Origin of the sequence: Bacteroides sp. GD17, from assembly GCF_038448625.1 — a bacterium.
GTDB lineage: Bacteria > Bacteroidota > Bacteroidia > Bacteroidales > Bacteroidaceae > Bacteroides.
In genome coordinates, this window is record NZ_JBCEZS010000009.1 from 93,340 (window position 1) to 118,191 (window position 24,852).

Sequence of the window (24,852 nt, forward strand, 5' to 3'; positions counted from 1 at the left end):
TTAAATAAAACCTGTTACCTCTATGGCATCGTTGTTTTCAAGGAACGGGGACAAACAATCATTCTGTCTTATCTTCATCAGCAACAGCCTCTTCCCAAGTCTCCCACATCGGGACATTGGCATCATAACCGTCATAGCCGTAATTCTGATGGAGTTTTCCTTTTTTATTACCAATAATAGAACCATTAGGAATAGGCCAGTACATATTGTGCTTATCCATTGAGAAAATGAATGTTTTACCACCGCTCTGTATTCCTTCAGGGTGCTTATTGTAAATGGAATAGTGCATCAAGCGCTGATACCAGTAGCTTCCGCCATTCTCATCCGTGCCTTCCTGCTTATCCCAATTGTCAAGACTATAGGTATTTCCCCATTCATCGGGTTTGCCACTCAAGGCCAAACAGTAAGATACACGTACCAGCTCAGCATGACGCCACTCTTCCAGATAAAGCTCGCGAGCACGTTCATTCATTATATCACCAATATTAACTGTAGTATAAAGCTGCGAGCATTGAGCGCGTTTACGTACTTCGTTTACATCAGATGTAGCATCTTTACCTTGATAGTATTTAGCTTCGGCACGCAACAAATAGGTTTCGGCCAAACGATACAGATACCACGTAGCATCGCTGCCTTTGCTTGCTCCATTAAACTGGTTAGCACCCACATTGGCTTCGGCATTTTCATCCTTCAGATAAATCTTATACAAAGGAAAATCGAACCAGTCGCGTAAGGTATCTGAGCAAAGTATATCTCCCTTATGTTTAGTGATAATGGGATTGCCATCTTTATCTGTTCCCCAAACATCCTTATCCGCATAGAGCATGAAATTCTTTCCGTAATACTCCGATTTTTGCTTTGCACCCTGATTGATATAAGCACAGTACCTGATATCTTCCATATTCACCCAGTTTCCGACAGTAGAATTATGACGAAGATCCGCCTTATCCTCTATACCATTCACAGTCCACAATCCATGTTGTGCAAAATGAGTAGCCCGTATAGTACCGATTCCACGCCCAAAAGCTCGGACATTATCCAAAGCCTTATCATAAAGAGGCGCATTTCGTGCAAAGTTTATTGCAGCTTGCGCTCCATCAGTAGTCTGCAGTTTACCATCGTTCCAGAAAGGACCGAAAATACGCATAGTCAGAAAATCAGTATGGGTTTGGTCTGAACTGTTGGGAAGCACCATAATAGCCTCCTTATTACTACCAATAGCCTTATTCACCGGACGATGTAAATCCCAAATAACATTGCGTGTTATATTCCAGGTTTCAGGTTCTCCACTGTTGGTAAATGTTCCAAAAGGCTCTGTCATCAACTGGTATTGTCCAATCAGAATGTCAGCTTGCTGTTCGGCCTTTTCAAACTGTCCGGTTGCCAAATAACACTTAATAAGCAATTGGCGGCAGGCACCCTTATTTACCATACCATAATACTCCATATCTTTTTGTTCAGGTACCCATTCAACAGCAAACTCCATATCCTTGGTAATCATATCCAGAATAGCTTCCTTTTTAGTGGAGCGATAGTTTTCTTTGGGTACTTCCAGTAGTTTTGTCACCAAAGGAACATCACCAAATTGGAAAACCAGGTTCAGATAACGGTAAGCACGATGAAAGTACGCACGTCCTTTATAGGCATTCTTGGTAGCCTCGCTTAGAGAGGTAACCCCATCTACATAATTCAATACCGTATTAGCATACTTAATTCCACTGTATGTTTGTCCCCAGAAATAAGAAATCTGGTTATCATCACCGTTGGAAATACCACCGGTCGGAGTCAACTGAGCAGCGAAGTTTGAATAAGTGCCGTTACCTTGGTCAGTCTTTCCAAATAATGAAAGGTCAGAGAAAAGATATTCCGTACTAATGGGTACATTAATATTATTAGACTCAAAATCGGTCCAATACAAGCGCAAATGTCTGTCAGCCATAGCCAATCCGGCTTTTAAACCAGATTCAGTGGAGAATGTGACATCCGGTTCATAGAATGACAGCGGGTCCGGCTTAAGGAAACTATCAGTACAACCGGTCGTCAACACCGTCCCGGTAAGAATCAACAATCCTTTTGATAATATATTATTCATATAGTTTTTCATCATTCCAAGTTTTTAGAAGGTTAAGTTTAATCCAAACGTATAAGTGCGGGTAGCCAATCCACCTGTTTCTGCATCACCATATTCCCACGGTCCCCAGCAACCTACATTGCGTATAGTACCATACAGTTTCACACGGTCAATCAGCCATCTCTTTGTTAACTTCTGCGGCAATGTATAAGCCAACGAAATGTTGTCTAAACGAACAAACGAGCGGTTATACAATTTCTGCGCCCCCTGTGCACCATTAGGTCCTTGGGCGTTGAGACGTCCATATTCGTTCGTCGGATTCTCCGGTGTCCAATACTCCTTCTTGAAAGTATTGAATGTATAGGTAACCAAGTTACCACCATTATCGTTATTCAGATAGTTTCCCGAAAGGCTCTTATGCCCTAAGTAGGAATAAAGGCTAAACGAAAAATCCAGATTCTTCCACAACGTAAATTCATTACGGAAAGACAGACGTACTTTGGGAGTTGTTTGTCCCAGGAATTGCTTATCTTTATCATTATACACCGGTGTAACACTACCGTCGGCATTTACCTTATCATCAGCTGTATAATAGTTTTCCACTTTCGGATCGCCCGGTTTCTGGCCATATTTAGCTGCTTCCTCCATTTCATCCGCCTGCCAAATGCCGGTCACCTTATAGTCCCAGATTACTCCGATAGGTTTGCCGATAAACCATTTATTACCGGTATCATCCATTTCCTTTTGGCCAACCACATTGCCATCGGCATCTAAAACATCTTGCATTTCATAATAGAGGTGTTTTATTTCATTCTTATTATAGGACAATCCAAAGGTGGAACGCCATTCAAAGTCAGCTTTCTGCATATTCACCGTACTTAAGCTGAATTCAATACCTTTATTCTGTACTTCACCAAGATTGGTTGTAATACTTCCGAATCCGGAAAAGTCGGGTAAACTCTTTCCCATGATCATGTCATGCGTTTTCATGATATATCCTTCGATACTACCGCTAATACGGTCGTTAAAGAACCCGAAATCTAAACCAACGTTATAAGATTCTGTCTTTTCCCATTGAAGGTTCGGGTTAGCCATACGGTCAGCACTCAAATATTTCATATCATAAATAGCCCCGTTGTTTGTGATATATCCCATCGTAGCTCCCGTACCGGCACCCAGATTAGACAAAGCTACAAAAGGATTTTCAAGCGAACGGTTACCATTTTTACCCCAAGACAGGCGTAACTTACCGGTACTCATTGGCTCCCAATTAAAAAACTCTTCGTTGGTGAAAGTCCAAGCCGCAGATATAGAGGGGAATGTAGCCCACGGATTGTTAGTACCGAATGCACAATAACCATCCCGGCGTACCGTACCGGTTATCATATAGCGGTCATCATACGAATAGAACAGACGTCCCATATATGCAGCGGCCGTTTCATGCGTATCTTCAGAAGAGAAATTGCTTAATGTCTTTGTTCCGTTGGCAGTGTTATGAAAACCCAAAGCGTCCGACGGATAAATACCTTTCGCTTCGATACGGTCTTTCCAGAAACGACGTTCTTCAGCCTCCTGCACCAAGGTAAGAATGACATGATGCTTCTTGGCAAACGTGTAGTCCCAAGTAATAGTGTTATTCAATGAATAATCGAAACGTTTGCTTTGTTCCCGGTTCACACCTTGATTATCGGCATTCGTATCAGGTCTTGAAGCGGAAGTGAAATAACGGTCATAGAAGAACTGATAGCGCGGAGCAATATTGAATTCATACTTGATTCCAAACGGCAGCGTCAATTTGGCATTGAATATCGTATTCAAAACAGTATAGCCTTTGTCCAAATCCAGATATTGGCGTTCAAAGTCGTAGTTATAACCGCGCTTTACCGTATTTCCCATAGGATATTGTGCCAACGACCCATCCTCATTGAGATAATTAGAATATGGGCTATTACGCAACATATTGTTGTCCCAGTAATTGGTTCCTGTACTTACAGAAATATCACCGTCCGTACGGTCCTGGAAATTAACATTCGCTCCTATTTCTAACCAATCCGTTACTTTTCCTGTGACTTTCAGATTGGCACGCATGGCTTGATAATCATTCCCACGGATAGCTCCTTCATTCTTCAAATAACCGAATGACATGTAATAGTTCATGCGTTCGGTAGCTCCCGACACGCTGGCGTTGTAATCCTGGTTGATGCCGGTGCGGAAAGTCTTGTCATACCAATCGAACGTTTTTCCATTGATAAAGTTTTGCAATACAGCGTCTTCCATACCCAGGCGACGTCCCCAAATACTTATCAGTCCCTCACCTTCGGTATTGTTGCTATATGCCTTCCACTGATCCTGGTCAATGCCCCACTGAGAAAGATTATTCGGATTATCGTAGAAACCGGCCGGAGTATTGAATACCCAATGTCCTTCAGGAAAATCATTATCTTTTTTCCATGTTGCCGCTCCATAAGCTTCATACTTGCCCGTTATAGGATTCTGTCCGTATGAATTTGTTTTATACCAGTCGCTCAAATATTGCACATAACCGTTGGAATCAAACACTTCACGATAGGCACTACGAGTATTGATACCCAGCGTAACACCTACATTAATGGTCGGTTTGCCCGTCTTACCCTTCTTGGTAGTCACTACAATTACACCATTCGCACCTTTGGCACCATAAACAGCCGAGGCTGAAGCATCCTTCAATACGTCAATCTGAGCGATGTCCTCGGGATTGATTTCAGAAAGCTCACCATAGAACTGCATGCCGTCAAGGATAATAAGCGGATCGTTGTGTCCCCCCTTATCATATACTGAACGTTGTCCACGAATCTGCATAGAACCACCACCTTTGGCCGAAGCATCATATCCCACATTCAGGCCTGGGGTACCGCGCAATACATCCTGCACTGTCTTCGGAGCTTCATTGGCAAGTCTGTCCGGACGTATCTGAACAACAGATCCCGTAAGGTCTTTCTTGCGCATCGTACCATAACCTATTACCACCACTTCTTCCAGCATCTCAGTATCATCCGTCAGAGTTACATTCAGAGGTTTGCCGGATGTAGCTTTTACTTCCACTGTCTTATAGCCAATGAAAGAAACCTCGAGCGTAGCACCCGGAGCAACCTTAATACTGAAGTTACCGTCAATATCGGTAATCGTACCATTACTTGGATTTCCTTTTTCACGGATATTGGCACCGATAACCGGTTCACCAGTAGCATCCTTCACGATACCCGAAACAGATTGTTTCTGTTGTTGGACCATCTGCACAGCAGGCACACCTTCTTCGGCAAATGCTGCCAAAGGATGAGTAGCAATAAAACCCGTGCAGAGCAATAAGGCTGTAAGTGCCTTGCGATTTCTTTTGAACGAATTTAGATTCATCGTTTTTTGTTATTAGATAAATAAGGTAATTGAATAAATTCTCTCTTGTATACTATTTATAAAGAAGAAGAAAGAGTAGCTTTGCATCTTCCTACTTTCAAAATAAGGTTCATTTTATGTCTTCATAAGTATTAAAGATTTAATAGTTGTTTTATCTTTCCACCGCAAACTTAAAAAATATTATAACACAAGAGAGATTAAAAACTAAGCAAGAAGAATAGAAAATCGTTCACACAAAGCAATAAGTGTAATTTTGACCATTTATCTATCCTTTCATGACGAATTTTTAGTGGTAGAATGCAGAATTTCTACCCCGTACAGCAAGAACATTATTCAAGGAAATGTGCTACTTTTGCACAGACCCTAAAAAGACAACCGTACCATGAAACACATCGGCATCATTTACATCATCTGCTTCCTGAACGTAATGGGAACTCTCATCACTACCACATCTGCCCAACCGCACCGCATTTCACATTTCGGCGTAGAAAACGGACTTTCCAACAATTACGTTGTCAGCCTGACGCAAGACCGGAAAGGCTATATATGGATAGCAACGGAATCAGGGTTGAACCGCTTTGACGGACAACAATTCATCGTTTATAATAAAAGTAACTCGGGATTGAGCAGCAACGAGTTGAACGCCGTACTGGCTGATCCTGCAGAAGACAAGGTGTGGATCGGTACTCAACGCGACGGACTTTGTTGCTTTGACTATAGCACCGAAAGCATCACCGAACTAAAGGCAGAAGATGGAAACAAACTGGTCAGCAATGACATACCTTATCTGGCCCCGGCTTCTGACGGCGGAATATGGATTACCCATTACCACATGGGCATACAGCACTATGATCCCCGAAAACAAACATTTACCAATTATAACTGGAACAATGTCAAAGGATTGCCCCGAAGATACTGGACAGCCAGAGACGACGGACAAGGTAATCTGTATGTAGGACATGTATTGGACGGCCTCAGCATCATCGATATGAAAAAGATGACCCTGCGTAACTTCCACCACGATCCGGACAATCCGAACAGTATTCCCGGTGATGAAGTTTACTCCATCTGCATTGACCATAACAAGAATGTATGGATAGGAACGAATAAGGGAATCGCCCTCTTCAATCCTGATACGCAGCAATTCACCGTATTCCGGCACAAGAAAGATGATGATGATTCGTTGCTACCGGGAACTGTAATGGATATCAAACAAATGAAGAACGGAGAGATTTGGTTTGCTACCAGCATGGGCGGTATCAGTATACTGAATATGCAAAGCAATACCTTCACCGATGCCCGGAATATCCGTTTCCGAAACATTACGGTGACCAACGATGAATACGGATTAACCGGCCCCTACGTACGCCGGCTGCTGCAAGACTCCTACGGAAACATCTGGATAGGGAATTACCGCGACGGACTGGACTTTATCAGCTATGAACCAAGCAAATTCAATACCCTACGCTACACTGTAGAAAAGCAAGGCCAGATTCGCTACAAACAGGTATGGGGGCTCTGTATAGACCACAACGGGCACCTATGGATGGGCGGAGAAAGTGAACTGGCACTCTATAAGAAAGGAGAAAAAGTACAAGTAATTCCATTGCCAACCTCAGCCTCCCACCCTCATGCCTTTGTCAGAGCTCTGCACGAGGACAGCCGGAAGAGAATATGGATTGGCACCTACGAAGCCGGACTCTTCTACTACGAACCGGAGAAGAAAAGTTTCACCCGCATCAGTGGAAACGAAACGCAGCCCTCGGACATCCGATGTTTCTACGAAGACACGGACGGAAAGCTGTGGATAGGCTGCCGCAACGGAATATACAGCTATCTGAACGACAAACTGACTTTCGAAGAAGAACTGACCAGCCAATTGGACGACCGTATTGTGCACGGCATATACCGTGATTCGCAAGGTAAGTTGTGGATAGGAACATTCGGAAAAGGTATTTTCATCTTCAGCACACAAGGCAAGTTACTGCTGAACCACCAGAAAGAGAACGGTTTCCCCTCCAATGCCGTGAATTCCCTGACAGTCGACTCACAGGAGCGCATCTGGATTGCCACGCGAGAAGGGGCTATCCTCTTCCCTGACTTCACCAAACCGGAAAGCTACCAGACTTTCGGTGAAGCAGAGGGATTGCGGAACACACAAGTACGTGCCATCCGTGAAGACCGCGACGGCAACATCTGGCTAAGCACCAACGCCGAAATATCACGCTTGAACGAAAGCCAAAAGATGTTCTACGGCTATGACCACAGAGATGGCATCCCCATGGGTGACTTTATGGACGGTGCCGCCGTACTGGCTACCGACGGAACGCTTTATTTCGGTTCGCAAAACGGCACATGCAGCTTCGACCCCTCGTCGCTCGCGGCTGCACAGATCGTATCTCCCGTCACCATCACACGCTTCTTCGTCTACAGCAAGCAGACGGAAAGCCAGGATGTGGAAGTAGCATTGCCACTGGCCCCAGGAAGAATCGTACTGCCACACAACCAAAATACCTTTAAGATTTCATTCAACGTACTGGACTATACACAGAACACTCAAGTAGAGTTCGCTTACATGATGGAGGGACTGGAGGATGTGTGGTACAGCACACAAGGCGAAAACCAGGTAACCTTCCGCAACATCCCGCCCGGCAAATATAAGTTCAAAGTCCGCACCCGCCTGCGCAACCAGGAATGGGAAGAAGAGATTGCCGCACTTCCCATTACCATTCACCCACCCTTCTGGCTGGCATGGTATGCCAAGTTGCTCTATATCCTGGTAGCAGCCACGCTTATCTATATCCTGCTTAGCTTCTACAAACGAAAACTGGACTTGGAAAGCAGCCTGCAAGTAGAACGCAAGAACAGCCAGAACAAGCAGGAACTGAATGACGAGCGCCTGCGCTTCTACACCAACATCACCCACGAACTGCGCACCCCGCTCACCCTGATACTGGGTCCGCTGGAAGACCTGCTGAGCGACAACACCCTCTCGCCCAAACATGCCAACAAAATCAGCATCATACGCGACAGCGCCACCCGTCTGCTGAACCTCATCAACGGCATCCTGGAGTTCCGCAAGACGGAAACCCAGAACCGCAAGCTCTCCGTGGCGCGAGGCGACTTGTCGGAACTGATACAAGAAATAGGATTGCGCTACAAAGAACTGAACCGGAATCCCAAGGTTAACTTCCATGTACGTATCGAAACGGAAGAGACACAACTCTTCTACGATGCCGACATGCTGACGACCATCCTGGACAACCTGTTGTCCAACGCAGCCAAATACACCTCGAAAGGTGACATCACCCTCGCCCTGAATGCCCAAGAAGAGGACGGCGTAAGGTATACTGAAATCAGCGTCAGCGATACCGGCCACGGCATTGCCCCGGATGCTTTGCCACACATCTTCGAACGTTACTACCAGGCCCACAGCAAATATCAGGCATCCGGTTCGGGCATCGGACTGGCTTTGGTGAAAGGACTGGCCGACTTGCACGAGGCAACCCTCGACGTCAGCAGCCAACTGGAAGTCGGCACCACCTTCCGGCTCCGCCTGTTGACGGACAACACCTACCCCAACGCATTGCACACCGACACGCACCGGACAGACGAAGAACCCGGAACAACCGAAGAAGCCCTGCTCCCGGAAGAGGGACAAGCCGAAGAGGCCCACCCGCTGCTTTTGGTAGTAGAAGACAACCTCGACATCCGCGAATACATCCGCCAGTCACTCAGCGACAACTTCGAGATACTGACTGCCGAAGACGGCAAGAAAGGCTGGGTGCTGGCCCAGGACCGCATTCCAAACGTCATCGTCAGCGACATTATGATGCCCGTCATGGACGGTATCGCACTCTGCCGGTCGGTGAAGGACGACATACGCACCAGCCACATCCCCGTCATCCTGCTGACGGCCAAAGACTCCCTGCACGACAAAGAGGAAGGCTATACCGCCGGTGCCGACTCTTATCTGACCAAACCTTTCAGCGCCAAGTTGCTGCACAGCCGCATCAACAACCTGCTGGAAGCCCGCAGGAAGTTGGCAACCCGCCTGACCGCCGTCATCCCCCAACCGGAGCAGGCCGCCGAAGCCGCCAGCTCGCTGAACGCACTGGACAACGAGTTCCTGCAGCGAATCACGCAAATCATCGAAGAGAATCTGGAAATGGAGAAGATGGACATCGCCTTCATTGCCGACAAAATGTGCATGAGCCACTCCACGCTTTACCGGAAGATAAAAGGAGTGGCAGATATGTCGGCCAACGAATTTATCCGCAAAGTGAAGATGAGAAACGGCGTGCAGTTCCTGCTTTCCGGCAGATACTCCATCTCTGAGATCTCTTATATGACCGGATTCAGCAGCGTAGCTTACTTCCGTCAATGCTTCAAGAGCGAGTTCGGAATGACACCAAGTGAGTATCTGAAGCAGAAACAATAATAAAATAAACGGTCGCTCCCATTCTAAGGAAGCGACCGTTTATCATTATATCATTTACTTTATTCTAGTCTAAGTCTACACTGTTCTTCACCGGAGTGAGTATAAACGTGAACTCATAATCGGCGTAAGGAACCTGATACTCAGGACGGGCAATGCGTCCCCAACTGTCTTCGCAACCCAGACCGGTTTGCACCTTGTCAATGCAAAGGTTGGTAAGGTCGGCTTCCTCTACTTCGGGTGAGTGGCCGTTCTGCTTATGCCAGCCTTCGTCCAAAGACTCGATGGTATAGTACAGGGCAGATGCGGAGAAAGGAGCGTCGGCCACTATCTTGACACCACTACCGACAGGATTCAGCATCTTCCACCAACGGATGTCGGTCTTCGTTCCGTTCTCTTGCGGACGGATGTAGGGATAGAACTGCTCGGCAACGCTCTGGCGATAGATGCCCAGATCGGCCGAATGGTTACGGTCGTTGTAGTTCTCCACAGGACCGCGACCGTAGTATTCGATGGTTTCGAAACTGCGCGGCATAGGCATCTGCATGCCGAAGCGGAACATCGGGGAGACTTTCGCATTCTTGTCGGCAGTCAGCTTTTGAGTGACTTTCACGGCACCGCTGTTGTTGATGACATACGTCAGATTCAGTTTGGCAGATACCGAAGGCATGTCGTAGGCAGCTTCTACGATAACCTGGCTGTTCTCGGTGCGTTGATTGAAAGAAGTCAGCTTGATTTCGGGGTTCTTCCAGGCAGCATATTTACGTTGCAGGTTGGCACCAAAGTCGTTGTCCGTAGGAGCACGCCAGAAGTTCGGGGTCAAAGCTTCACCTTCTTTTATCAGTTCGCGGCCGTTCACCTGATATTGGGTCAGGTAACCGCTATGCTTGTTGAATTCCAGGCGGAAGGCATCGCCGGTGACAATCAGGTAATTCCAATCGTTCTCTTTCACGGCAGGAGCGGTAGCGGGAACATTGCTCAGTTCGCAGTTCTTCAGGTCCATGGAAGGAGCTTGATACGGGTTCAGCGTCAGCTGGTCCTTGGCCACGGCATAACCGGCAGGAAGCAGACCTTCACGGTTCTTCAGCTTATAGGAAACGTTGAGCAGCCATTCCGTACACTGGCAGGTCGCGCCCAGGTCCAGTTTGACCTTGGCCGTTTGCTGCGGAGCTACATTCAGGTTCTCCACACGGCCGGTACGCATTACTCGCCCGCCTTTCAGCACTTCCCACTCCAGATAGTAGGCGGAGAGGTCGCGGAAGAAGTACTCATTGTATACGTTGATTTCTCCGTTCTTCAGGTCGGCAGGTGTGGTCCAGATGTCCTGATAGATGCGGCCTACTTCGTACATGTGAGGATTGGGCACGCGGTCGGGGCTGATCAGTCCGTTGTCACAGAAGTTACCGTCGCTGCCGTCGTAGCGGTTGAAGTCGCCACCGTAGGCATAAATCATCTTGCCGTTCTTGCCCGGCCAGCGTACGGACTGGTCTACAAAGTCCCAGATAAAGCCACCCTGGAACTTTGGGTACTTACGCACCAGGTCCCAGTATTCCTTGAAACCGCCTTCGGAGTTACCCATGGCATGGGCGTATTCGCACTGGATGAGGGGTTTATCCATCGTGGCGTCTTCGCAGTATTGCTGGCAATGGTTATAACCGTAGTACATAGGGCAGTAGATGTCCGTCTTTCCCTTCTTGCCTGCCTGCTCGTATTGCACGGCACGACTAGGGTCTTCGGCTTTTATCCAGTCGTAGGCAGCTTCGAAGTTGGGACCATATCCGGCTTCGTTGCCCAGTGACCAGAAGATGATGCTGGGATGGTTGAAGCTGCGTTGTACGTTGCGCTGGTTGCGTTCCAGGTGTGCTTTCTTGTAGTCTGCGCGCTTGGCCAGGGTCTTGTCGCCGTAGCCCATTCCGTGGGATTCGATGTTGGCTTCGGCCACGACGTAGATGCCGTATTCATCGCAGAGGTCGTACCACAGATTGTTGTTGGGATAGTGGCAGGTACGCACGGCATTGATATTGAACTTCTTCATCACCTGGATGTCCTGCAGCATGCGTTCACGCGAGATAACGTAGCCGTAGTCGGGGTCCATCTCATGGCGGTCGGCACCCTTGAAGAGGACGGGCTGTCCGTTGACCAATATCTGCGCGCCCTTCAGCTCAATCTTGCGGAAACCTACTTTGACGGGGATCACTTCACCGCTGCCCTGAAGCGTGGCGCGCAAGGTATAAAGATACGGAGTTTCGGCCGTCCATTTATGCGGATTCTCCACTGTCAGCAGAGTGGTGCCGCTGCCGTGGGCAGTTTCGGAAGCGATTTGCTTGCCGGAGGCATCCAGCAGTTCGAGGTTGACGTTGCCGCCGCCCTTCACGTTGAGGGCAACGCGCAGCGAACCATTCTTATAAGAGGCGTCCAGGTCGGGAGTGACACGGATGTCTTCGATACGCTGTTTGTTGCGGGCATACAGATAGCAGTCGCGGCCTACACCACTGTAGCGGAAGAAGTCCTGGTCTTCGAGGTAGGTACCGTCGCACCAGCGGAAGACTTGGAAGGCAATCAGGTTCTTCTGACCGGGCTTCAGATAGGGCGTCAGGTTGAATTCGGCTTCCAGCTTGCTGTCTTCGCTATAGCCTACGTAGCGGCCGTTGACCCACAGATAGATATTAGAGGTGACGGAACCGAAGTGGGCGATGATTTCCTTGCCTTTCCACGTGGCAGGAACGATGATTTCGCGGCGGTAAGAGCCTACGTGGTTATTCTCTGTAGGCACCTGCGGGGGATTGCTGGTGAACTGGTTGCGCCAGGCATAGCTGGTGTTCACGTAGATGGGGTCGCCAAAGCCGTTCAGTTCCCAAACACCGGGGACGGGCATGCTGCCCCACGTGCGGTCGTCGAAGCCAGGCTTCCAGAAGTCGGTGGGGCGGAGATCGGCATCTTTCACGCCAAAGAAGCGCCAGACGCCGTTCAGGGTCATAAAGTTGGAAGAGCTTTCTTTCACGCCACGGGCGGCGGCATCGGCCGACTCGTAGGCGAAGTAGTTAGTGTGCATCGGAGCACGGTTCACGGCGTTGACTTCGGGGTCGAGCCATTCCTGGAAAGACTGTGCGCCGGCGGTCAAGGCAAAGGCGGCAAACAGTCCGGTAATGAGATGTTTCTTCATGATAGATAAGTTTATGTTTGTAACGAAGAGGAAGTTTCCCCTTCGCTGCAAAGATAGAGAGCACCCTGAGATAATAGGGTGAATAATAATTCAAAAAAGGCCACTATTAGTTCATCTGCAGGCGATACACTCCAAATGAACGGGGTTGCAGTTCCAAATCCAAAGAACGCCCCTGCACCTGCACCGGACGAACGCGCGGAACGATGGCTTCCTGCTCCAGCGTATTCACCGCCCGCCAGTCGCAATTCTGCAGGTAGGTACAGGAACCTGCCACTATTTGCTGTTTCTTCAGTCCGTTGAAATCAATCTGTACCTTCGCCGCTTTGCTGCCGGCATTGACCAGTTTCAGAATCACTTCCCCCGTAGGAGCATTCAGCGCAGCGGTAGCGTAGAGGCTGTCCTGTCCCGCCACCGGTTTGCCATCCATCTGCATGGAAAGCACATCGGTACCGGCATTCATGCCGTACATCTGCTGGACGTAGTAATTCGGCGTACGCATCATGCGGAAGTTATCGAACCAGATGAGGTCGGGATTCCACTGCCAGGCATCGACGTGGGCAAAGAGCGGCGCGTAGGTAGCCAGCCGCACCACATCGGCATTGCGTTCCAGTCCCGTCATGAAAGCAGCTTCGGAAAGGGCAGCGAGGAAGTTATTGGCTTTGCCCGTAGGATGGTCGTGCGAAGCGTATTCACCGGCAAAGACCTTCGGACCGCGGCGATCGTAGTTGTCGTAGCGAGAGGCGTTGGAGAAGAACCAGTCGGGCGCCATGTAGTAATGTTCGTCCACCAAGTCTACGCCGATGCGTTTCATTTCAGGCCAGAGGTAATCGAAATGTTCGCCGCTGGCACTGGGGCCGGAGGAGCCGACAATCTTGATATCGGGATATTGGGCACGAATGGCTTTGGTAAATACTTCGAGGCGCTCGGTATAGACCTCGCCCCACTGCTCGTTACCTACAGCAATCATTTTGAGATGGAAAGGTTCGGGATGTCCCATATCGGCACGCACTTTGCCCCACTTGGAGGTGGCAGGGCCGTTGGCAAACTCTATCAGGTCGAGAGCATCCTGCACGTAAGGGTCGAGCTCGGCCAAAGGCACCACTTCGTTGCTTTCGTACTGGCAGGAGAGTCCGCAGCTCAACACCGGAAGGGGCTCCGCGCCGAGGTCTTCGCTCAGCAGAAAGTATTCGTAGAAGCCGAGGCCGAGGCTTTGAAAATAGTCGGGGAAGGCTTTGTGCTTGAAGGTATAGTTCCAGCGGTTCTCGTTCAGCGGGCGGTTCTCAACAGGACCTACGGAGTTTTTCCACTGATAGCGGGTGGCGAGGCTGTTGCCCTCGATGATGCAGCCGCCGGGGAAGCGGAAGACACCGGGATTGAGGTCGTAGAGTGCTTGGGCAAGGTCGGCACGCAGGCCATTCTCGCGGTTCTTCCAGGTATTCACGGGGAAGAGGGAGATGTGGTCCACGTCTACCGTTCCTGCGGTTTGCAGCACTACGCGCAGGCGGGAGTGGGCATCGGTGAAAGGAGACGTCAACACAGCCGTCAACTTCTGCCACTCGTTGCCTTTCACTTCGAGTTCCTTCTTCAACAAGTTCTCACCGTTGGCATTCACCAGTTCGATGGAGAGTTTCATAGGTTTGGCATCCGAGGTACGGGCATAGGCGGAGAAGCGATAGGATTCTCCTTTTTTGAGGCCGATGCCGCGATAACCTTCGTTATCCAGCCCCGCACGCAGCAGTCGTCCGTCGTTCGTGATGCGCACGTAGTGCGGATTGCGGTCGAAGCAGGGTGCTTCGTTCTGTATCGTCACGTTGCCGAAAGGCACCCAGCCGACAAAGGGTTGGGGGAACTCGAAAGAGCGGTTCTTCACCAGTTCGGCGTACAAGCCGCCATCGGCACCGAAGTTGATATCTTCGAAGAAGATGCCGTACATAGCAGGATTGATTCGGGCCGTCGGACGGGAGACGTCGACGGTCATTGTGTGTTGTGCTTGCACACTTAGTGCAAAAAGCAAAGTAAAGAGGATTGTTAACTTTCTCATATATATTATTTATTAGATCATTATTTAAAGAATCCGTTATCCGCCTGCTTCTCCCCCTTCTGAGGTAAAGCTGAAGCAGCACTTATATCCACCGGAAGCCATACATCCATATTGCCTTCGCCACGATGTGCCCAGGCATAATAAGGAATTAAAGTAAGCGTGACATCCTTTACCGCCAGTCGGCCGGTCGCATCGTAACTGATTGCCTGCGCATCGGTCGTAATCTCACTGACTCCGTACAGCAATTCAGGCTTCTCCACCACCCGGAACTGCGGATTGCGGTTCAGAAGCACCGTGTGCACATTGAAGTCATTATCAGGCCACTCGGCGCAATACACCAGCGGACCACGCTCAATGGCTACCCGGCCACGGTCGGCCTCGACCTTCGGATTAGCCTTCACCACACGGGGCAGCATGTCGAAATGAATCTCCACCACATCGCCCTTCTTCCACCGGCGGTCGATGCCGAGGTAGCCGTTCGTCAGTTCTCCCCGCACCTCCTGACCATTCACCAACACGCGGTAAGTCGGCTTCTGATTGTCGGCATACGCATACAGGTCTCCCGGCAACACGCTGCCACGCACCCAGCCCGGAATGCGGATATTCATGGTAAACGGCTGGTTGCCCTGCGCCACCGTCAAGCGGATATCGCCGTTCCAAGGATAAGACGTCTCCTGCTCCAACACCACTTTCTTCTTATTGACATTCAACTCAGCCCGGTTGGAAAGGAATAAATTGACATAAACCTGCTCGTCCTTCACCGCATACGCATATCCCGGCAACGAAGGAATGAACCGGCTGATATTGCTGGGACAGCAAGCGCAACCAAACCACGGCTGACGGCTGTAACCTCCATCCGACGCCAATGGATTGGGATAGAAGAACGAACCTCCATCCAGCGATACACCCGAAATCAACCCGTTGTAAAGCGTCCGCTCCAATACGTCAAAGTACTTAGCATCGCCGTGAAGCAAGAACAGGCGATAATTCATATACACATTGCCGATGGCGGCGCAAGTCTCATTATAAGCCGAAAGATTGGGCAACTCGTAATTATCACCGAATGCCTCGCCATCGTGGCGTGCACCGATGCCACCGGTAATATAAATCTTCTTGGAAACGATATTATCCCAAATCCGGTCGATTGCCTTGATATAACTACTGTCGCCCGTAATGGCCGCCACATCCGCCATACCGGAATACATGTAAGTGGCACGTACCGCATGGCCGACGGCCTCATCCTGTTCCACCACCGGCAGATGTGCCTGACTGTAAGCATCCTTACGGCTGGTAGTGCCACGTGCGTCGAGGAAGAATTTGGCCTGGTCCAGATACTTCTTGTCACCCGTCACCAGATAAAGTTTCGCCAGTGCCATTTCGGCAATCTGATGTCCCGGCACCAGGCGCTTCTGGTCCGGCCCGTCGCCTATCGCCTTGCAGACGCAGTCGGCGTAGCGGATGGCTATATCCAGGAAGTTCCTTTTTCCGGTAGCCTGGTAATGGGCTACAGCACCCTCTACCATGTGTCCCAGGTTATAGAATTCATGGCTCAGGTGCTCTACAGCCACCCAGCGCTCCGGTCCTGCCCAATTATGGGGATGCTTCGGGTTCATGGTACGGGCGGTATACAAGTATCCATCCGGTTCCTGCGCAGCGGCAACAATCGTCAGCACGCTGTCTATATACCGCTCCAACTTCTTATCGGGATAAGTCTGCAACGAGTAGCTGGCCCCCTCAATGGTCTTGTATACGTCGGTATCATCGAAGGAGAACCCTTCTACTTTATACTCTTCACTGGGATGAGCTGCTTTCACAAAGTTTTCATAGCGTCCCGTCTCCTCACATTTGCTGAATGCCAGCGGGATGGTTACTTCACGGCTTGCCCGGAGGCGTTGTCCCCAGAAGCCGTCCGTCACTTTGACGGAAGTAAAAGGCACCGGGGTGATGGGGTAGCCCGAATGCAACGATTGCTGCTTCTGTGCAACTGTACTACCGGCAAGAGCAGCGGTAAGTGCCAAGGTTAATAGTCTTTTCATGGTTCCTATAGTATTATTGGGGTTCATTCTGATGGATACGTATTACCGTAAACGAATAGGCCGGCATTGCATAAGGAAATTCATTTCCTGCTACTTCAAAGACAGAAGAAACAGATTTCGCTTCTTTATCCTTAGGATTACCTGCCAAAACGGTCTTCACGGCAGAAGGGTTAACCAAAGCCACATCATCCAGTTTCACCTTGGCAGCAACCTCCACCGGCAACAAATTTACTAATTTTACAATATAATCGCCTGTTATTTCATCTTTTACTACCGACACGCCGATGCGTTTCCTTACAGCATCCTGCGTGTTGCTCAGACTGACGGTAGACGCCACATACTCGCTACCGGCATTCTGTCCGAACATCTGCTGCGTATAGTAATCTACCGTAGGCTTTACTTCCGTATTATTGAAGTAAATCAGGTCGGGCGTCCACTGCGTATGGTTCTCCTTGGCCAGCAACGGAGCATAAGAAGTCATGGAGACAACATCGCCGTTGCGTTCTACCGTCGTCAGATACAGCGCCTCGGCAAGCGCCGTCTCGATGTTGCTGGGACGGCCCGGCAGATGGGCAGCATATTCGCCCAAATAAACCTTCGGCTTCGTGCGGTCATAGCCATCGTAGTAATCCTGATTGTGAATCATCCAACCCGGGGCCACATAATAATGCTCGTCCACCATCGGCACGCCCAGACGGGTGGCAAGCTCCCAGCCTTCGTCATAGTCCGTGCCCTCGTAGAAAGGGCCTACGGTACCTATCACCGTTATCTCGGGATATTTCTCTTTGACGGCACGGTATATCATCGTGAAGCGCTCTTCAAACACGTCGGTAATCAAGTCTTCATTGCCGATGCCGATATACTTCAGATTGAAGGGTTTCGGATGGCCTGCTTCGGCACGCTTCTTTCCCCAGACGGTTTTGCGGGCGTCGCCGTTGGCGTATTCTATCAGGTCTAGGATGTCCTGCACGTAAGCTCCCATCTCTTCCATCGGGATGCCTCCCTGCTGTCCGTTGCAGCCAAGCTCGCCCGTGGCATGGTGGCTGCAAGTTCCGGAGTTCTGGCAAGGGACACCGGCGGCCAGTACGGGCACCGGCTCGGCACCGATATCTTCGCAGAAGCGGAAGTATTCAAAATAGCCCAGTCCGCGCGTCTGATGATAGCCCCAAAGATTGCGCAACGGCTTGCGGGCCTCCAACGGACCGATAGAACCTTTCCAATCGTAGATATTATCCACACCGTCGCCATGCGCTACGCATCCGCCGGGGAAACGCACAAAGCGGGGTTTCAGGTCGGCAAGCGTTTGTGCCAGGTCGGCACGCAAGCCGTTCTCGTGTCCCCTGAAGGTATTTCGGGGGAAAAGGGAAACCATGTCGAGATGGTACGTACCGGCAACTTGTGGTTGAAGTGCCAGCACAGCGGCGCGTACGTCGGCATTTGCAGTCAGCACGGCTTTCTGCTTCTTCCACTCCTTGGAAGAAACGTTCACCATAGCCTGCGCTACTTCTCTGCCTTCCTGATCGAGCAAGCGAACCGACATTTTACCACCTTTGCTTCCATCGGCCACACGGGCAAAAAATGAAAAGTCATATTTCTCTCCCTTTTTCAGGCTGATACCGTCGAAGCCATCGTTCTGCAACGCAGCCCCCGGTTGCTTCAGGTCGAACACGGCATAATGCGGATTATTCGCATGGATCGGCCGGTCGGTGGCAATACTCAACGTAGCATTATCGCCTTGTACAGACCAGGCATATCCATTATCCCAGCCCTGGTGTGACCCGTCTCGGGAAGAATACTCGAAATCGCGGTTCTGTACGAGTTCTGCATACAAACCACCGTCGGCAGAGTAATTAATATCTTCGAAGAAAATGCCGATCAAGTGCTCGCTGATAGGTTTAGCCTGCGACGTCTGCACACGGATGGTTGCCTCTACCGGCTTCAACCCGGCAAAACGGACAACATCCTGTTCCATGCGCTCGTCATTCTGTATCTGGCGGAATTTCTTATGCTCGGCGTAGCGTATCAGTTGTTCAATGGTAGCATAAGGCGCCCGTTGCATCCAGCCGTATTCTTCACGTCCGCCTATCACAGCCTTGCCCTCGGTGGCAGGAACGATGTCGGCGGGCAGGTGCTTGCCGCGTTCCGAAACCGGGAAGTAGCTCTGCCGTCCCCACTTCAACAAATCTGCAGAAGAAGCACATCCAAGCGCTTCTCCTTTTTCACTCAGCGTCCAGATGCAGCACCATCCGCCATCGGTACGGCTTTGCATCAGTTGCGGGCGGAACATTTTCTTTGCCCTGCCCCATGGACCGAAGTCGCTCTTCACATACTCATAGCCGTCGGCTACGGAAAACCAGCTCTTCCCGTCGGGACTCCAGGCAAACTTCAATCCGCTATTTCCTTCTCTATCCGCATACGAAAAGAGAAACACGGAATCGGGCTCATTCGCCACTTCGTTCACGCTTGCCTGCATGGGTACAGACAGAGCCCAAAGCATGCACAAACCCAGGAAACTAATCAGTCTATTCATAATGTCTAAGATTGAATGCTACTTAACCAATACAGCGCCTCCCTGCGATTGAAGCACCAGCTGGATGCTGCCGTCGGCTTTTATCTTCACAGCCTTCTCTTGCGGTTGTTGCTGTTTATCGTCACTGTAGAAAGAAACCGTTTCGCCTGCCAGCATAGGCAGCGTAAGCTTCAGTTTCAAAGTTTCTTTACCGGCATTGATGGCAGCCACATACCACGTATCGGCGTGGCGACGGGCAAGTACCACATACTTCCCTGGGTAGCCATCAATGAAACGAGTCTCATCCCAGGTCGTAGGTATCTGTTTCATGAAGTCGAGGCAGAGCTGCGGTGCATCCGTCAGGTTGCCGGGAGCCAATGCGAAGTTCTGTATCGGGTTTTGAAACAGCACCGTCGTTGCCAGCTGGAACACATCGGTGGTACGGCGAATACTTCCGCCATCATTGCCACGATTCAGCCGCTTGTTCAGGAAACAGCCACCAAATTCCATACATCCCACCGTATTGCGGATAAACGGATGCAGCGTGGCATTGAACGCCTCTTCATCACAGAAGTGCTGGTTGAAGATCAGATTCTCGGAAGCCAGAACAGCTTCACTGCCTACATAGTTAGGATACATCCGTTCCCATCCGCGGGGTATCGTGCATCCGTGGAAGATGACCATCAGTCCGTGGTCGTCCGCATCGCTCAGAATATCTTCGTACAGCCGCATCGTCTCCTGCTTGTCTCCACCGAAGAAGTCGACTTTGATACCTTTCACACCCTGGCTTTGAAGCCACTTCATCTCCCGCTTGCGAATGATCGGAGTGTCCATCCGGTTAGTCGGTCCCTGCTCGATATCATTCCAATAGCCACTGGAACTGTACCAAAGGAAAACATCCACGCCTTTGCTATGGGCGTATTTTATCAGTTGCTCCATCCGGTCGTAGCCGATGTTGGTGTCCCACCAGTTGTCTATCAATACATACTCATATCCCATCGCTGCCGCCAGATCCACATAGTGCACCTGGTCATCGTAATTGATGCTGCCGTCCTGCCAAAGAATCCAGCTCCACGTGCCGCGCCCCGGCTTATAATCGTGCTCCGTCTCGTACAGCGGCTTCACTACATCCCAGGGTACAGTCGTCTCCACGATAGGCTTCAGCGTTTCGCCCACCGTAATGGTGCGCCACGGAGTAGCCCCCGGCAAGGCGAAAGCCGGAGCCACCGTTCCATTGCCGTTATTCTCCTCCGGCATGGGAAAAGCAATTGTAAACAGCCCGTCTGTCGCATCACTCAAATGGGAAGCACAATAATGGCTGTCTACGCCCGTCTCGCTGACGAGTAGCCAACCATCCCCTCCTACCTTGAACAAACAGGGGAAAGTATATCCGTGCCCATACTGCGAACGTGCATTCAAAGGGGCATCCGCCTTATATTCTTCCTCATAACTGGGCTTCGTCCGCTTCCAGCCTATCATGGCATCGCTCTGCGGACAAAGGAAAGTAGTAGTCTGAGACGGAAAGCGGAAACCGGTCTTCTCTTGATTGACGGCAACGCTTCCCCGCTCTCCTTGTCGGGGCAACAGATAGCGGAAAGCCACGTCATTGTCACTGACGCGGAACATTACATCTACCTTCTGCCCCTGCGCATTGGCAAAGGAGCACAGCAGCTCATTGGCGCGATAGTGCACGCGCGAAGTCTTGATACGCGTCTGCTCGTAGGTAGTATCTATTTTCGTTTCTTTATGTCCCATCCATTTCAGGGCTCCGGCAAAGTCTCCTACATTTGTCTGCAAGCCCAGTGGAGAAGGCTTAAGCATCTGCTTCCCATTGTAAGATACCGCATAAGAAGCTTCTCCCCCTTCCGGACACGATACGGTTAATTGCAACTTGCCGTCGGGTCCGCTGACGGTGATATCTTGTGCAGCCAGCGGCAAAGCTGCTGCCGCTACTAAAAAGGCAAATGATTTCAGTCTGTTCTTCATAATGTGTTTCAGGTATTAAAGTTTTTATGATAATCAGCGGGTAGGCACTACCGGTTTGATGGTTCCGTCCGGATTGAACTCCATCCGGTCTATGCACACTTCCCGATGCGTACCCGGCTCGTGTTTCAGGTAGTTCTTATTAATTCGATGATAGACGATGTACCACTCATCCGTACCGGGAATCTGGAGTACCGAGTTATGAGCAGGACCATATATCTCTTTCTCCGGGCTTTGAATCAGGACTATCGGTTCCTTTGCCACCTCGATAGGGCCAAGCGGTGATTTGGAAGTGCCGTACGCCACATGGTAGTTAGGTGAACCGGTATCGTCCACCGACCACAGAAAGTAATAAAGCCCCTTGCGATAGAATACGTATGGTGCCTCCCGATAGGCATAGTCCTGCAAAGTGCCTCCCTGGGGTGTCATTACCGTAATCGTATTCTTCTTGATGGAAAGCATATCCTTATTCAACTCGGCACCCGCCATATAACCGTTGCCCCAGTAAAGGTAAGGCTTACCCGAAACCGGATCGGTAAAGACATCTACGTCGATCTGCTGTCCGCCACCCACGGGAGAAGTGGTTATGATTGGATGTCCCAAGTCTGTGAACGGTCCCGTCGGAGAATCGCTTGTGGCTACTCCAATCTGCTTACCCCCTCCATCTTTGGGATTTCCGCTATAATAAAAGAAGTATTTATATTGTCCCTTTATCAGTTTTTCCTCAATGCATGGCGCCCAGGCATTTCCATCGGCCCAAGGTACTTGTTCCGACTTCAAATCCAGCATAACACCTTCGTCTTTCCAGTTTTTCAGATCTGTGGACGAGAATACGGTAAAATACCAGCCTCCCCAGCCCGGTTGTCCGTCCGTAGTAGAGTAGATATAATATTTCTTTGTCTGATTGGAATACAGCACCTCAGGATCGGCATGGAAGCCCGGCAATATCGGATTATTGGGCAGTTCGCCCAGCTCTGCCGGTTTACCCCACTTATCCGTGATCCGAACTAACTCATCCCGTGTAATAGGAATAATCGTGCCATGACGCGGATGGAAATTCATCTTTACTTCACTGTCTATCACCTTAAAGTTCTTCAGGTCGGTAGTTTCCGTAAACTGATACTTACCTTTCATATATACGTCATACATTAATATATACTTATCCTGCCCTATCAGTTTAAAGGTACCTGCCCCTTCCACCGCATCTGTTGTCTGTTGCTTGTAGTCGGGCTCTTCAGTCCACTGTCCGGAAGTAAGCGAGCGGGTAGTGGCTACCTTGATACCATTGCCGTGCCCTTCTGTCTTATAGAAAAGATGAAAGACACCATCTTTATAGACAATATCCCCGTCGATACACGATTTACCCTCTTTCGGCAGGAACAGGGGCTTCGGCTCGCCTATCAAATCGGTAAAATCCTCATTCGCATACGCATAATAGATAACATCCGGTCCGTCACCATACTTCATGCTCCAATATACCATGTACTTTCCGGTTTCCGGATCATAAACCGTTTGCGGAGCCCACACACGTTTCAATTTTTCCTGACCTTCATAACGTTTCTGCATATTGATGACCGAGTGCGACCAGTTCACCAGATCGGTAGATTTCAGCAATACCATCGCCCGGTTGGAATCCCATCCGTTGCCGGAAACCATATCAGTCACTACCATATAGAAAGTCTTTCCATCCTCGCAGCGCAGGATATGGGGATCGCGCACGCCGCCCGTAGAGCTGATGACTTTTGAGTCAATCACCGGCTTGCCGCCGTTCAGTGCCCAATAGGTGTATCCGTCCATACTGACGGCATAGCATACGGCCTCTTCACTGATATGATTACCCGTGAAATAAGTGAACAAATAAGCAACGCAATCTTTTTCATAGAAGGACTTCTGCTGAGAAAATCCGGGAAGGACAAAAAGCAGTAATGATACTGCCAACAAGTTCATCCGTAACAAAGGTGTTTTTCTATTCATCATAATAGTTTTATATTGAATTATTTAGCGAGTGTAAAAGTAACACTTTACCTTATATAATACACAATGAGTGTATATGTTACACAACATATACACTCATTTATTTCGTTCTATCAGTCGGCATTCAAAAAACGTACCATCTCGCAGGCAGCCAGTAAAAAGGCTCCCACACCGAAATTGGCAGTAGAATTGGCATCGACCACTTGCCCCGGAATTGCCTTTTCACCGATAGGTTGCACATAGCCTACGCGTCCGTCCGGCTGTAAGGCTACGGTAGTCAGGTAGTTCCAGGCTTTCATCACTGCCGGTTGGTAGGTTGCTTTATCCAGCAGTCCGTTGTTCATTCCCCATAGCAGACCGTATGTGAAGAAAGCAGTTCCGCTGGTTTCAGGTCCGGGAGCATGTTCGGCGTCGAGCATGCTACGGGTCCAGTAGCCTTCGGGTTGCTGGCAGGCGACTACCGCTTTTGCCATTGTCCGAAAGCGGTCGATATACTCCTGACGGTACTTATCCGTTTCCGGCAGGTCTTTCAGCACTTTAGCCAAACCGGCCAGTACCCAGCCGTCACCACGCGCCCAAAAGTCTTTTTTGCCGTTTACGGTTTTGTGTTTGGGATAGACATACTTAGCATCGCGGTAATACAAACCGGATTCATCATCGTACATAATGCTGTTGGCATACGTCCAATATTCATGTAGTTTTTCAAGATACAACGGGTTCTTTGTCAGCTTGTACATCTTTGTCATGACGGGCATCACCATATACAATCCGTCTGCCCACCACCAATAATCGTTCTTGTCCGTGCTCATCTGATACTCCATCACCTCGCGGGCACGGGCTATCTTCTGAGAATCAGGATCTACCGTATACAGATCGACATAAGTCTGAAAGCAGATTTGATAATCTCCGAAGAGAACATAATCGTCACTTTCTCCATAACTATACTTCCACTCTTGTTTATCATCCGACTTGGCTCCTTTCCACTCGTTATGTTCCGCCCAGGCTTTGGAGTAGTCGTAATACCGGGGATTACTCGTCAGGAAGAAAGCCTCCATATTCCCGGTGTGGTAGGCCGCATTGTCCCAAAAGGAGCGGCCATGCTGGGGATGCGTTTCCTGCCAATAGTTATTCACTTTGTCGATAATACCGACAACTTCTTCTGCTTTGGGTTGCTTTGCCGTGCATGAGGTGCCTGCCAAACAGAAGGCGGCCCCCAATAGGACTAAAAAAATCTTCTTCATGGTTTA

General features: G+C 49.7%; 10 protein-coding genes. 1 reads left to right on the plus strand and 9 read right to left on the minus strand.

What is annotated here, in order from left to right:
• Window positions 1-58: 58 nt before the first annotated feature.
• Window positions 59-2,104, minus strand: a complete 2,046-nt coding sequence (locus tag AAE250_RS15055) for a RagB/SusD family nutrient uptake outer membrane protein (protein WP_294598489.1) — start codon at window positions 2,102-2,104, stop codon at window positions 59-61.
• Between the two features lie 12 nt (window positions 2,105-2,116).
• Complete coding sequence (locus AAE250_RS15060; protein WP_294598330.1) at window positions 2,117-5,461, minus strand: SusC/RagA family TonB-linked outer membrane protein; 3,345 nt, start codon at window positions 5,459-5,461, stop codon at window positions 2,117-2,119.
• Between the two features lie 427 nt (window positions 5,462-5,888).
• On the opposite strand from AAE250_RS15060, the gene AAE250_RS15065 reads away from it, so the two are divergent.
• Window positions 5,889-9,902 (plus strand): hybrid sensor histidine kinase/response regulator transcription factor, encoded by a 4,014-nt coding sequence (locus AAE250_RS15065; RefSeq protein ID WP_294598492.1) that lies wholly within the window; start codon window positions 5,889-5,891, stop codon window positions 9,900-9,902.
• A 64-nt stretch (window positions 9,903-9,966) separates the two neighbouring features.
• Here the strand turns inward: AAE250_RS15065 and AAE250_RS15070 are convergent, their stop codons facing one another.
• The 7 genes from AAE250_RS15070 to AAE250_RS15100 all read right to left on the minus strand — a co-directional run bounded on the left by AAE250_RS15070 (window position 9,967) and on the right by AAE250_RS15100 (window position 24,846).
• Window positions 9,967-13,062 carry a glycoside hydrolase family 2 TIM barrel-domain containing protein gene (locus AAE250_RS15070; protein WP_294598333.1) on the minus strand — a complete coding sequence of 1,032 codons (3,096 nt, stop codon included), beginning with the start codon at window positions 13,060-13,062 and terminating at the stop codon, window positions 9,967-9,969.
• A 106-nt stretch (window positions 13,063-13,168) separates the two neighbouring features.
• On the minus strand, window positions 13,169-15,103 hold the full coding sequence (locus AAE250_RS15075; RefSeq protein WP_294598336.1) for an alpha-L-arabinofuranosidase C-terminal domain-containing protein: 1,935 nt from the start codon (window positions 15,101-15,103) through the stop codon (window positions 13,169-13,171).
• A 20-nt stretch (window positions 15,104-15,123) separates the two neighbouring features.
• The gene (locus tag AAE250_RS15080) at window positions 15,124-17,139 is read right to left on the minus strand and encodes a glycoside hydrolase family 127 protein (RefSeq protein ID WP_294598339.1); all 2,016 of its coding nucleotides are present in this window, start codon (window positions 17,137-17,139) and stop codon (window positions 15,124-15,126) included.
• A gap of 13 nt (window positions 17,140-17,152) precedes the next feature.
• Window positions 17,153-19,636, minus strand: a complete 2,484-nt coding sequence (locus AAE250_RS15085) for an alpha-L-arabinofuranosidase C-terminal domain-containing protein (RefSeq protein ID WP_446715764.1) — start codon at window positions 19,634-19,636, stop codon at window positions 17,153-17,155.
• A 51-nt stretch (window positions 19,637-19,687) separates the two neighbouring features.
• The gene (locus AAE250_RS15090; protein WP_294598345.1) at window positions 19,688-21,634 is read right to left on the minus strand and encodes a glycoside hydrolase family 97 protein; all 1,947 of its coding nucleotides are present in this window, start codon (window positions 21,632-21,634) and stop codon (window positions 19,688-19,690) included.
• Between the two features lie 33 nt (window positions 21,635-21,667).
• Window positions 21,668-23,608: a family 43 glycosylhydrolase gene (locus AAE250_RS15095; RefSeq protein WP_446715762.1), complete on the minus strand. Its 1,941-nt coding sequence runs from the start codon at window positions 23,606-23,608 to the stop codon at window positions 21,668-21,670.
• A 110-nt stretch (window positions 23,609-23,718) separates the two neighbouring features.
• Window positions 23,719-24,846 carry a glycoside hydrolase family 88/105 protein gene (locus AAE250_RS15100; protein WP_294598347.1) on the minus strand — a complete coding sequence of 376 codons (1,128 nt, stop codon included), beginning with the start codon at window positions 24,844-24,846 and terminating at the stop codon, window positions 23,719-23,721.
• Between the last annotated feature and the right edge of the window lie 6 nt (window positions 24,847-24,852).

What these genes read in the sequence shown, in the direction of transcription:
- AAE250_RS15055 (WP_294598489.1), bottom strand. Translation starts at nt 2,104, where the DNA reads ATGAAAAACTATATGAATAATATATTATCAAAAGGATTGTTGATTCTT.
- AAE250_RS15060 (WP_294598330.1), bottom strand. Translation starts at nt 5,461, where the DNA reads ATGAATCTAAATTCGTTCAAAAGAAATCGCAAGGCACTTACAGCCTTA.
- AAE250_RS15065 (WP_294598492.1), top strand. Translation starts at nt 5,889, where the DNA reads ATGGGAACTCTCATCACTACCACATCTGCCCAACCGCACCGCATTTCA.
- AAE250_RS15070 (WP_294598333.1), bottom strand. Translation starts at nt 13,062, where the DNA reads ATGAAGAAACATCTCATTACCGGACTGTTTGCCGCCTTTGCCTTGACC.
- AAE250_RS15075 (WP_294598336.1), bottom strand. Translation starts at nt 15,103, where the DNA reads ATGAGAAAGTTAACAATCCTCTTTACTTTGCTTTTTGCACTAAGTGTG.
- AAE250_RS15080 (WP_294598339.1), bottom strand. Translation starts at nt 17,139, where the DNA reads ATGAAAAGACTATTAACCTTGGCACTTACCGCTGCTCTTGCCGGTAGT.
- AAE250_RS15085 (WP_446715764.1), bottom strand. Translation starts at nt 19,636, where the DNA reads ATGCTTTGGGCTCTGTCTGTACCCATGCAGGCAAGCGTGAACGAAGTG.
- AAE250_RS15090 (WP_294598345.1), bottom strand. Translation starts at nt 21,634, where the DNA reads ATGAAGAACAGACTGAAATCATTTGCCTTTTTAGTAGCGGCAGCAGCT.
- AAE250_RS15095 (WP_446715762.1), bottom strand. Translation starts at nt 23,608, where the DNA reads ATGATGAATAGAAAAACACCTTTGTTACGGATGAACTTGTTGGCAGTA.
- AAE250_RS15100 (WP_294598347.1), bottom strand. Translation starts at nt 24,846, where the DNA reads ATGAAGAAGATTTTTTTAGTCCTATTGGGGGCCGCCTTCTGTTTGGCA.